12 protein-coding genes are annotated in these 12183 nt (G+C 38.1%); 4 read left to right on the top strand and 8 right to left on the bottom strand.

What is annotated here, in order from left to right:
* Window positions 1-70: 70 nt before the first annotated feature.
* From IL356_RS19770 to IL356_RS19795, 6 genes are all read right to left on the bottom strand, one after another.
* Window positions 71-358: a hypothetical protein gene (locus IL356_RS19770; protein WP_121848556.1), complete on the bottom strand. Its 288-nt coding sequence runs from the start codon at window positions 356-358 to the stop codon at window positions 71-73.
* 442 nt (window positions 359-800) lie between these two features.
* Window positions 801-1463 carry a P-loop NTPase family protein gene (locus IL356_RS19775; protein ID WP_121848555.1) on the bottom strand — a complete coding sequence of 221 codons (663 nt, stop codon included), beginning with the start codon at window positions 1461-1463 and terminating at the stop codon, window positions 801-803.
* The gene (locus tag IL356_RS19780) at window positions 1460-1999 is read right to left on the bottom strand and encodes a hypothetical protein (protein ID WP_121848554.1); all 540 of its coding nucleotides are present in this window, start codon (window positions 1997-1999) and stop codon (window positions 1460-1462) included. Before IL356_RS19780 ends, IL356_RS19775 begins: the two co-directional genes overlap by 4 nt.
* A gap of 6 nt (window positions 2000-2005) precedes the next feature.
* A complete protein-coding gene (locus IL356_RS19785; RefSeq protein WP_121848553.1) occupies window positions 2006-2281 on the bottom strand; it encodes a helix-turn-helix domain-containing protein in 276 nt (91 codons plus the stop codon).
* 281 nt (window positions 2282-2562) lie between these two features.
* The gene (locus tag IL356_RS19790) at window positions 2563-3402 is read right to left on the bottom strand and encodes an RteC domain-containing protein (protein WP_121848552.1); all 840 of its coding nucleotides are present in this window, start codon (window positions 3400-3402) and stop codon (window positions 2563-2565) included.
* Window positions 3403-3405: 3 nt separating this feature from the next.
* A complete protein-coding gene (locus IL356_RS19795) occupies window positions 3406-5817 on the bottom strand; it encodes an aminotransferase class I/II-fold pyridoxal phosphate-dependent enzyme (protein WP_121848551.1) in 2412 nt (803 codons plus the stop codon).
* A 198-nt stretch (window positions 5818-6015) separates the two neighbouring features.
* On the opposite strand from IL356_RS19795, the gene IL356_RS19800 reads away from it, so the two are divergent.
* From IL356_RS19800 to IL356_RS19815, 4 genes are all read left to right on the top strand, one after another.
* Window positions 6016-6426 (top strand): DUF7793 family protein, encoded by a 411-nt coding sequence (locus tag IL356_RS19800; RefSeq protein ID WP_121848550.1) that lies wholly within the window; start codon window positions 6016-6018, stop codon window positions 6424-6426.
* Window positions 6427-6458: 32 nt separating this feature from the next.
* Complete coding sequence (locus IL356_RS19805) at window positions 6459-7421, top strand: helix-turn-helix domain-containing protein (protein WP_121848549.1); 963 nt, start codon at window positions 6459-6461, stop codon at window positions 7419-7421.
* Between the two features lie 73 nt (window positions 7422-7494).
* Window positions 7495-7944 (top strand): MauE/DoxX family redox-associated membrane protein, encoded by a 450-nt coding sequence (locus tag IL356_RS20335; RefSeq protein ID WP_121848548.1) that lies wholly within the window; start codon window positions 7495-7497, stop codon window positions 7942-7944.
* 57 nt (window positions 7945-8001) lie between these two features.
* The gene (locus tag IL356_RS19815) at window positions 8002-8247 is read left to right on the top strand and encodes a DUF6520 family protein (RefSeq protein ID WP_121848547.1); all 246 of its coding nucleotides are present in this window, start codon (window positions 8002-8004) and stop codon (window positions 8245-8247) included.
* Window positions 8248-8359: 112 nt separating this feature from the next.
* Here the strand turns inward: IL356_RS19815 and IL356_RS19820 are convergent, their stop codons facing one another.
* Both IL356_RS19820 and IL356_RS19825 read right to left on the bottom strand, forming a co-directional pair.
* Entirely contained in the window at window positions 8360-10663 is a 2304-nt protein-coding gene (locus IL356_RS19820; protein WP_121848546.1) for a zinc-dependent metalloprotease, read from the bottom strand.
* A 73-nt stretch (window positions 10664-10736) separates the two neighbouring features.
* A complete protein-coding gene (locus IL356_RS19825; RefSeq protein WP_121848545.1) occupies window positions 10737-12173 on the bottom strand; it encodes a RagB/SusD family nutrient uptake outer membrane protein in 1437 nt (478 codons plus the stop codon).
* Window positions 12174-12183: the final 10 nt, after the last annotated feature.

Genomic DNA, 12183 nt, shown 5'->3' on the forward strand with positions numbered 1-12183 from the left:
AGAGGATATCGGTAATCCGAATATGAGCGCACTTTTACGGATGTTTCTATATATCTCAAACTTCTTCATGTTATACGACTATACCGATGAGATAAGTGAAAATACCTACTACAGCCCCAGCAATCAGTACAAAAATTAGTACACGGGTGATACCCTTTTTGAGATCAGCGTTCTCTCCAAAAAAATGTCCGGCATTGAATAAAAAACCAACTAGAAATATGACTCCCAAGATGATGGGGAAAATAGTTCGAATGGTATCGGATATTTCGTTTACCGAATCCTCAATACCTCCAATCTGTGCCAAAAGAGCATGAGAAATTAATAATGATAGCAATACGGAAAAGTGCAATTTTTTCATATCCAAAATACTTAAGAGATTAAGAATTATTGACACGCTAAAATTACCAAATTAGGATATTAAAATATTGATTATCAGTTATTTGTGAATAAAATTTTTTAAAGTGATAATTCTTTAAAAAAGTAGATAAATGACCTTAAATAAAATGATAAATCAGCCATGCATGTTGATAAGTGGTAATCTGAAATTTACAAATGGGAAGGTATTAGGGAAATTATCCTAATTGACCGGGTTTCAATATGACCGTGAAGCTAATTAAATTGAAAAGTTAGTTCTCTCCAAATATTGAATGGGCAAAGCAGTTTTTGACACAGAGGCCGCGAAGTGTATAGCGCCTATTTTAGGGAATATCAATTGCGAGAAATCAAAAGTAAATCATGCCGGCCCTACTACAGAAAAGCCATTAAACTACAGGTTTCAATCAATCGCATTAGCATTTGACTTATTTTCTCTTATCAGAAGTCTTTTTGTTAAAGGCTACTAAGTTAAAGAGTTCACGCATTCGAGACCGCACGCGGCTGCCATAACGTTCTTCCAGCTCTTTTGCGTTTAAGTTGGTAGTAGCGTGTGTTTTGTAGTTTTGATTGATAAAGAGCTCGTGGCGTGAAAGCAAAATTTCCCCTAACACATTACATTGCTGCCCAAAATGCACTCCCAGGGGCTCAATTCCTAAATCATCAAAACAATAGAGTCTTTGGTCTCCGTAATCCCCGATGATTTTATAACCTAGATGGTTGAAGGCAAAAACAATATTTCGGCTAGGGATGACCGCATACGACCGCTGATGTGGAACAATGTGCTTCAACAATTTCATCAGGCTGGTTTTACCGCAGCCTACGGGGCCGGATAGTAGTATTCCTTTCCTGATATCAATATCCAACTGATGACAACGTTCTTTATCTTGGATAAAATAGAGGCATAATTTGTAAAGTATATCCCGGTCTTCTTTATAAATTTTAAAATCTTTACCGAACATCAATTGCCCTTTAGCATTGAGGTAATCCAAGATTTTTTCAAAATCATATCTAATTTCTTTGCCTTTAAAAACCCCCAATTGGTATTGTTTAACACCTTCAGTAATGATATGTGGCGCATTGAAGTTCATAAAGGCTCATCATAATTTTTTTCATCAGAAATTTTCAAGTGGTCTCTATAGGGAACACTGGGATAGTTCTTGCCGTAGTTTTTATTTTCGTCAGATTCTGAATTCCTTAAATTCTTTTTTTGGACCTTGTTTTTATTAGTTTCTATAGTTTGTATTTGTTTTATTATAGGTACCACTACTTGTCCAGTACTTGTCCCATTTTTGGTACAGTCTTGGTCCACAGCTTGTTCAGTGCTTGTACCAAATTCGAACATCTTAATGCGACTGCCTTTAAATGGATTGTGTGATGGGTAATAATTTAAATACTTCCAATAATTAAGCTCTTTGATACAACGATGATAGGTGGATTTGGAACCGATTTTGGAAATAGCCATAACTTCTTCACGATTGATGTAAAATTCCTGTTTAAAAAAATTATGGTTCCAAAGCTGAAATAACGCAACATACAGGCTGATATGAGTCGCATTCAACCTCTTATCTTTTGAAAAATGCTCAAATACCGCATTCAGATGGGTGATGTAATTAATTTCCCCCAAAATAATTTAGATATGGTTGTGAATTTTGTTTCGTTCTAATACTTGCATTATTTCATGATACTCATAATAGAGTACCCCTCCAATTTTAGTATAAGGTAAAGTGCCGTTAATACGTAAGTTCTGCAAGGTCCCTGGGGATATACCCAATAATTGCCGTACCTCGTTCGACCGGATCCATTTTTTTTCCATTTTACCCTGATTTTGAAACAATTGTTTAATTTCTTCCAAGAGGTTCATTTTAAATTCATACAGATCATCAGTAGTAACAATTCTTTCTCCCATAACATTTGATTTTAATAAAGAGACCAAAGGCAAAATTCAATTCTGCCATGGTCTCTTTTGAGATTTGACTTTCGTTTGGTAAAGATGTAAAAGGATTTTAATAATCTTTCCCAAGATATGTCCCACCTTGGGGAAGATTATTGTTTCACTGCTAATCGCTCAAATGCCTTTATTCAGGACACGATTTATACTATGACACCCTCTGAAAAGAAACTTTAGTCATTTATGATTGGAATTTGTCAAAAGCCCAAGTTGGCACCCAACTTGGGGTAGCGATTCATTCATTCATCCAAGGAATCCATACGATGTTGAAGAGCATCGATCAATTTCTCTAAAAACCGTGTTCTAGTGGTTTTTCGTGATCGAATTTCAATAAAGGTGTGGTAATAGTTGCCAAGGTCAATATTATAAAAATGTTCAAAATGAGAAGCCATTTCCTTTATGTCTACGGTACCACCATTAATCGATTGACTGGCATGAAGGGCGTATATAAGTTCTATAAGATCTGTTTTACTTCCAGTCCAGAATAATTTTGATGGTTTTTCCATTGCAATGGATTTTTGAGTTTCAAGGTTAATATTTAAATCATCAATCTCCTTTTTAAGGTATACAATGAGCATATCGTATGCCATTATGGTGGAAACAGTACCGTCATGGCACGTAGAAAATTGATCATCAATTAAAAAATGAAATGATTCCAGAGGTAGTCTTAGATCGCGGTTTCCCCTTATAAAATACTGTTCGTCCAATGACATGGCACCCCGTCGGTAATAATTATAAAATTCTAAGTTATCATTGAAAAAGGCTTGAAGCTTATCAATTTGATTTTGAAGGTATTTGATTTGTGCCGCGTCATTACCCCGAGGTCTCTTGCTTTCTAAATTAAATAACTTCACATAATAAATTAGCTTACTAAAGATTTGAGGTTTGATATGCTTAAAGAAATAGATCTCATCCTCAGGGGTGGCAAAAGGCTTGCCAGCTATTTCCTTTTGAAGTTGCCGAATGCTTTTCTCTACCAATACAATGCCTTTTTCGGCCTTGAAAAGAACATCTCCCTTCCCTCCTTCCAAGGCGTCCAAATGCGACTCAAAGACCGATAGCAACTTTAGGTATTTCATCCATCAACTCTTATTTTGTCCTTCCATAAGACCTAAAAATTCCAATTTATAATTATCACGAGTCTGTAAAAAAGCATAGACTTCATGAACCTGTGCGCCCAATTTTCTTTTTTCAAAGGACGCTGTCATACCAAAATCAATTTTATCCAAGTTCAAGGCCATGGCTCGTTTGATAGTCTGATAGAGTAGTTGACGGTAAAGGTGATAACTGGTAATGTAGCGATAATCCATTCCAACAAAGGCAGGGATATAATTACCCAGCGTGTTGATATAACAGAACATCACGCCAATTAAGGGCATTCCTGATTCGCTTTTCAATCGTAGTATTATAAATTCCCAATTAGGGTTGGAAGCCATTTGGTCCAACATACTTATGGGCAATGGAAAAGTATTTAAACCTAAATTATTTTTTTGAACATTGAGATAGAGCTTATACAAATGTTCCCGCTCCTCCGAGTTGACGTTCTGTAAAATTTCAATTTGGAATTCCGCCTCATAGGGTAAAATCTCTTTTCGAAAATGCCTTCTGTTTCTGGGCGAGAGTTGAGCAATATGACTTTCTGCGGTAATTCCTAACGGTAATGGCAGCGAACAGGTATCTGGCATTCTTATCTTCATATACCCTTGGTTAAAAAGGAAGCTCTGAAGGCGATTTTCTTTGCTAAAATCACGAAAAACCACCATTTGGGCCCCTGTATCACCTTCCATTTTTTCTATAGCTAGAATAAATAAGTGCAAGGCCTTTTTATATAGCGGATGCTTTTCATTTAAAAAAATATGCTTTCCCTCTGTAAATAAGGATCCCATTGAAAGCACTTTTGATGTCATGTAATATGGATTTCCTTTTCTTTTTGCCTCCAATTCCTGGGACACATTTTCTGGTGAAAGCATATCATCCTTCCATAAAGAAATAGTCATAAAGGTTAGAAGAACAGGAATACCCTCGGAATCCTGAATGATGATATATTGAAACTGCCAATTGTTTTCTATCGCCGAGTTATTCTTAAAGTTTTTCTCAAGCCATAACAGCCCATCCCAATTAAACAAACCGTTCCTACCCAAATTGGAATCCCATAATTCTTTATCAACCTTCTCAATAGTTTGGTACACCTTTACAAGTAATTTGCTGTCATTTTTAAAGCTTGGATTCGATGAGGAATGGATTCCAAAGGCTCTTTTAATTCTATCGGTGGATGTGACCGTTTCTTGCAAAACCTTCGGATAATGATGCTCTAAAGCTTCGGCCAAGGCTTTGATATCATCGAGCTGGTTATGTCGAGATATAGTAATACGGATACCTGTATTTTTAACGGGAACGGCTGGAAACATTCCCAAGTTCGTATAAAAACCGTCGTCCATTAAACGTCGAACCAATTTATATCCCGTTTCAGGCGCACCCGTGCCCACATAGAAAACGGGAGAGTTATTGTCGTCAATAATCACTACTTCCCTTAACTTCAATAAATCATTAAAATACTGGATACGAGTACTTAGTTCCTCTTGTAATTGATAAATTTCCTTGGAAAGATGGATTTTGGACGAAGCAATGGCCGCCCCTACTGCTGAGGGTTCTAACTGAGCCGAAAAAGTTAAAGGTCCACCAAAAGTCTTAATTTTTTGATATAGCTTTTCGTTTGGACATATGAGTACCGCTCCACTTGCTCCAAAGGTTTTGCTCAATGTACCAAATACCAAAACTTGATCGGACAATTCCTTTAACTGATCCAAAACGTATCCTGTTCCGTTTTTTCCAATCCAGCTCATCCCATGTACATCATCAAAATATAAATGCAATTGGGGATATTTTTTTGCCAATTCCATTAATTGAACTACTGGGGCATAATCACCAAACATCGAATAAATGCCATCGGCCATATACCAAATTTTTCTCCGTTTTATATGAAATTTGATTCTGTCTTCCAACATTTGTAAATGATTATGCCTAATCATATCCAAAGCGACCCCTTGTGACTTCAGCAGTCGGCATGCTGACTGAACGCTCCAGTGAACCTGATGATCTAGAATGATTGCGTCGTTCGTACCGACAATGCTCGGAATGACCCCAAGATGTCCCAAAGTGCTATTTTTAGTTACCACTATGGGATACCCATACATTTGATTCAAATGGAATTCCAACTGCTCATATAAAGGATGGGAAATGTAGGATTTGGATAAGGGGAACTGGGTGCCATAATTATCAATGGCCGCCATAGCTGCAGACTTCAAACGCTCGTCTTGTTCTAAACCAAGATATCCGGTCGTTCCGAAATGCATGAGCGATTTTCCTTTTACGGAGATATGTCTTCCCGTAAAATGATCTCCTTCAGCGTATAGATGCAAGACCCCTTCTCGAGAAGCGTTCGTCATCAGGTCGTGTACGGTGTCTAAAAAGTTATTGTGTCTGATTTTTGCCATGATATGATATGATTTATCATAAAATGTACTTTGAATCGTAGGAATAATTAGATACCACATATATATTAATCCTTTTAACGTATGTTTTAATCCTTCTTACGTATAAATTTCCCTTATATGTAGGGCTTTAAAGGTCTAATCAAAATTTTCAATCATCATATTTTTGTAATTTCAACTTTGATTACCAGTTTTCTAACCATGATGCGAATTTTTTTTGAAAATGAATATGCTGTTTATAGTGTCGAGAAAAATATAGTCCATATTGCCTATAAGCCCGGTATAGCTATTAACCGAACAGCTGCAATTCAAATCGTAAAGGACAGGATTGCCTTTCAAGAGGAACAATCCTATCCCATTTTATGCGATATTCGACAGCTGAGAAAAATAGATAAGCCGGCTCGAGATTATCTTGCCTTGGAAGGTTCAACCTTGGTGAAGGCATTGGCATTTATGATTGATTCCCCAGTAACGGACGCCATGATTCAATTTTACATTCGCACCAACCATTCTTCTATTCCAACCGCATCTTTTTACCAAAAGGAAAAAGCCATTGGATTTCTACAGCGATTTCTTAGCTTCCTAGTGTTACTGGGATTGTTTATTATTTAGATAGATTACGAAAATGTCTTTAAACTAAAAAAATGTCACCATATAGATCGGATAAAAGATTACAGGAAATTCAGCATATGCTTATGGAAATGGCCAGCGGAAATTTCTTTTATAGAGTGAGAACTTCTAGCGCAAATGACAATGTGGAAGCCTTGTCCATTGTTCTAAATATGCTTGCAGAAGAAATACAGGAATCCTTTTATCATCAAGGTTTTGTAAATAATCAAAATACAACCACCCATCTAATTCAGATGAGCTTTTTGCTGGATCAATCCGGAAGAATACAGATGGTTAATCAAAAGGCTTGCAGTGTGCTATCAAGGTTATGCAATACCATGGTACAGAAACCATTTGAAGATCTTCTTTGCGATAAATCCAAAGAAATTTGGAAGAACAAATGGAAAACCTTTTGTAAACGCAAGGTCTATGATACGATTATGGAGCTTAGATTTATCACCCATGAGAACCTCACCATTCCAAATCGATGTTACGTAACTTCATTTGTAAATCCCGATTCGGGGGATTTGAGCGTCCTAGTTAACGTCATTCAAACTACAATGGGAAAAAATACTGGTTTGGATAAAAAAGACTACCAACTCCCATCGAAAGGAAGCATGAAAGAACCTAAAAAGTCAAAGGTTCGGTTGAGTTATGATGATATTAGAAAAATTAGACAAGGAAAGGATATGATTCTTAATAACCTTGAAATGGACCCTCCCCATTTGAAGGATTTGGCTCATCAATTAGGGACCAATGAATTCAAGTTAAAATATGGTTTTAAGGAACTATATGGCACTACAGTGCACAAATTTTTGGTAAGGGAGCGTCTTCGCAAAGCAAAGACGATGGTGCAATATACTCAGTTACCGTTCAAAACTATCGGTAAAATGGTAGGCTTCAAAAGTTTCCCACATTTCTCTTGGGCATTTAAGGAAAGGTATGGGGATTCCCCCCGCTATTACCGGGCAAAAATGAAAAGGGAGGAAGTTACATAATCCCTCAGGGCTACATAAATATCCTTTTCAAGTAAATCAGTCTTCCGAAATTCACCATATCAATCCAAAAGATATGGGCACTAAACAAATTTCCCGAAAAGTTCTCTTACTAATAAGAGCCTTCTTTATTTTTCTTTTCACCTATACGGCGGTCAGTAAATTTATTTATCTAATGGAATTTGAAGCTCAATTGGTGCGATTTCCCCTACTCGCTCCCTATAATCACTTCATCTCCATTACAATTCCAGCGATTGAATTAACCATAGCCTGTTTATGGCTGTTTAGAGCAACTACGTATTTAGCTATCTATTCTAGCTTGGTATTGCTCTCTATATATACGGTTTACATCCTTTATGTTTTAGAATTTAGTAACTCCATTCCCTGTTCTTGCGGGGGTATCATCTCATCTTTGAGTTGGAAAGGGCACCTCTTAATGAATATGGGTTTCATACTTCAGTTAATCCTTGGCCTTTACCTCCTGAAGGTTTTGAATAAAAATAGACATAATTATCGTACTACGTAGTAATAGGGGAAGCCGAAAACCTTCAAGAGTAGGCATCATTATTTAATACACAAATCCATGAAAAATCGTTTTTTAAAACCCGTTCTTCCGGCATTTGCCATTTTATTAGCTATGGGACTCGCATTTGCTGATGCATCTCCTACGGCAGATAGAGAAGCTTATTACAAACCTCTCAATCAAGACTGGCAGCCGATTATGGTTGAAGAAGCTTGCTATCAAGGGGGAGATAACCAATGCTCTTACTTAGGGCATCAGTTGTACTCTTCACCCAGTTTTTCAAGCACTGCGTTGAGTAAACCATAAGCATTTGCTAATTGTAATAGAAAGGTGCCCCTAACAAAGGCACCTTTCTTCGCTAATTCAAATCAACTGCATTGAATTTGACAAATCTCGCTAATTAGGTTTTAAATTAAAATTACAAGATCCTATTGAGTGTATGAAGACATTTGGCCCAATGGCCCATTCGAACGGCTTTGGGATATTGGCGCATGTTTTTCTTTATCAAAGTTCGTAAATCCATCAATTCTTGCCATAAAAGACCTTTGGAGTAATCAGAAGCAATAAAAAATTGGCTTTCCATATTCATAAAGTCCCCCTCTTGCTCCAATAATATTTTTATAATATCAATGTAGGTCTTTTGAATAGCATCTCGTCTTCTATTACCGAGATTTAAAGTTTTGCTTTCGTAAAATAATCCTTTCTGCAATTTGGTAAGGAAGGAATGAAGGAATCCTCCATTTCCGCTTACCTCTTCCAAATATTCCAACCGTTTGAATCGATGGGCCGCTAACATTTCAACTAATAATTTCTGTTGTTCCTGTAAAACAATATCTGGAAAGGTTGAATAACTTACCTTCCTTAGAAAATCAGGGCTTGTTAACCATTTCGGCGGGTCAAAGGCCCACTTTAATAAGAAATCAAGCGCCTTGATTTGCTCTTCCCAAGGAATGGGTTCATACATCTGACCTGGCTGGTTCAGAGCTTTGTAATGAATCGCATATCCTCCGATGAGGGTGGAAAGGTGCTGCATGTGTTGGTAATATAGTTTTAGAGTTTTCCCATATAGGCGATTTAATTGACTATTATCCTTTTGATTTGCACATATGCCAGGTAATAGAGATACTACCCGTTCCAAATTTTTAAGTGCGAGTTCGGTACTTTTTATGGGATTATCGGTTTCGACCACCTCATTAGAGGAGGTGGGCCCAATAACTTCCATTTGATTGTTATTGAATCGGTACCATGGAACCGAATCCTGCCAACGAATCATGCGTTCCAATACCTGTTTTTCTTCTTGAGCGGTAGTACCCCATGGAAATTCTTTATAGGCCCATTGAATTTGGTATTTATCCGTGGGGCCCACGTGTCGTAGCAACAAAGATGGAGAAATGCTATCCGATGGCTGCGGAATATTGGAGGTACGCGTATAGTTCATGACACTTGGAGTATGTCTCATGGTGCGCAACCATTCCTCATCGTTCATTTTTTCCCAAGGATATTGGTATTCCCCAAAATTAGCATCGATGAGACCAAATACATGTCCCGCCTCATGGGCTGCTATCACTTGAAACAATTCGCCAATCAATTCATCGGGAAAGGGCAATTTTCTTGCTCTTGCATCCAATGGAGCTGCCCGAATAAAATAGTTTTCCATGACGGTACGTGCAGAAGCTCCCATAAAAATATCACCCCGAAGGATTTCACCGGATCTTTCATCTATCAGGTGGCCAATGGTTCCCCCAAAATCTTTATTTTCAGAACCTCTTATATATTTCTTTGGATTCCAGTACACCACATTGGAATGGATGCTGTGTGCTTCCCAATCATTGAGGCTGTCCATTTCCTTGACCACGATGGCATCTTTAAAACCAGCCTGTTCGAAAGCCGGCAACCATTCTTCAATTCCCGCTTTTATATAAGGTCTCCACTGGGGCGGCACCTTCGGGGATATGAGAAACGAGATGGGTTTTTTGGGTACACTCCATTTTTGATTCTTAAATTTCTTTTCCAATCGCCACCTGGTAATGTTCGCCACTCCGTTTTGCAAATTAAATGGCGACCCCATTTTACTTTCGTAATAGAACCCCATTCGATAATCGTATCCCCTAGCCTTCATCGGTATACCTAATTTAATGAGGCCGAAATAGATAGGGATTGAAAGTTTAGATTTCCTTCGCACCATACCCCTGCGCGTTTTAATGATGACTTCATCATCAAAATTCTTGGCATCCAATAAAAGGGATAGACTTGGTACGGGGCTTCCAAAATCGACGCCATAATTGGGCCATTCAATTTCTTGATTTAGAAAGAAATCGGTAGCATTGATCCAATGAGCGTCCCGTTCGGCCCCTTCCTTTTCTATAGGAAACCTTGCTAGCAAAGTATCTTCGAGGTATAAGCCTTCTTTAATGGGAATCATAATTCCCGAGGTAGAGCGAATCGATTGGCGCATCAGCAGAATCTCATCGCGGTGTTTGACCCAGACCACCTGCATATAACCACGTCTCATATCGTCATAGCACGTTAACAACATGGGCGCATTAAAAAGGGTTTCTGGAATTTTGAGGTACAACTGGTTCCCTTTAATTCTAGAGCTGATAAAAGAAGTTTCTTGACCCAAATTATCCATGGACGGATTATCCGTTGGGATTATTAAAGGACTTTGTGGATATCCCCACATATAAATCCATAACAAGGCGATCCATACACTATATTTCATCTCAATTTCAATTTTGGGTTTAGAACTCTCCTAACTGTATTAATGAAAGGATCTTGAAGCCTAAGAATTAACATCAATATCCCGGATTTTGTGGTAATAAATTCGGATTGAGTTCCAGTTCATTCTCAGGTATGGGGAGTAGGAGATCGGTATTTTTCCAGTTTGCCTTGATGTCTCCCAATACCTCTTCAGCCTTTTCCATTCTCTTCAAGTCCAGCCACCTGTGCCCTTGTTCCGTAAATAGTTCCATACGTCTTTCATGTAGTATGGCCTCCAAAACATCTTCTTGCGAGTGGGCTATGAGGTTGGATAATCCGGCTCTACTACGAACAAGGTTCACATCCGCTAAAGCGCCTTCCAACTCTCCCATCCGTGCCTTTGCTTCCGAACGTATAAGTACTTGTTCCGTCGATCGGAACAATACCGAATATTCAAACGATTCCAAGGCATTAATTCCTGCCTTGTATTTATAGGGATAATAGAGTGTTACGGTTGAGTCTTGGTCCGAAATGCTACGGGTCCAATATATCAGTCGTTGGTCACCCGGCTCAAATGCATTCATAAAATCATTGGACAGTGCATAGGTCTGGCTAGGAACTGCCTGAATAATCAATTGTTGGGCCTCCCTGGTGTTCTTAGGAAAATCATTATCTGCCTTTAGTTGCCAAATAGTTTCTTTGGAATCTTTTAGAAATACCTTGTTCAAATCGGATTCCATTGGAAATAGGTTGATTAATTCGGAAGAAATAGTTACCGCCCTTTCCCAATTTCCAATCCTTAAATAGTGACGTGCCAATAAAGCCTTAACGGTATATTCATCGGGATAAATTTTTTCAGTTGACACTGGCTCCATACTATTTAAAAGAAGAATGGATCGTTCCAAATCCTCCATAATTTGATTGTTTATAGAGTTTTGGTTCGAACGTGCGACATTATTATTATCCAAATAATTAGTAGTTTGCACCAATGGAACATCTCCATATAGGTTTACCAACAGAGTATACAGATAGGCTCTTACAAATAAAGCTTCCCCTTCAAAGCGATTTTTTTCCATGGAGGAAAGTTCCGTTGATGCCCGAACGCCCTGCACGATGTCATTCGTTGCGTAAATCAGTTGAAAGGCTTGTGACCACCAATCAGAAACGATACCATTGATAGGAAGCACATTATGCTGATAGAATTGGAGGTAGTCCGCTCCGAAACCATAATAATCCAATTCATCGGTGTAGATACCCATTACGGTGGTCATACCGTAGGTGCCTGAAGTCATTCCGCCCTCTCGCAAATTGTAGTAAAGATTGGCCAAAGCGGATTCGACAGTTGCCGCATCTTGAAAAACCGTTTCTGATACCAAGGTATTTTTAGGGGCATCTATTTCTACAAAGTCGGTACAACAACACAAAGTGCAAATCATTCCGATAAGATGAACTTTTCGAAGTTGATGGTAGTATTTGGGTAATGAACCATGAAAAAGTTTTTCCAATGGGTATTTCAATAAAAAATATTTCATAACTGTTTTT

The organism is Euzebyella marina, assembly GCF_014855515.1.
In the GTDB taxonomy this organism is placed as follows: Bacteria; Bacteroidota; Bacteroidia; order Flavobacteriales; family Flavobacteriaceae; genus Euzebyella; species Euzebyella marina.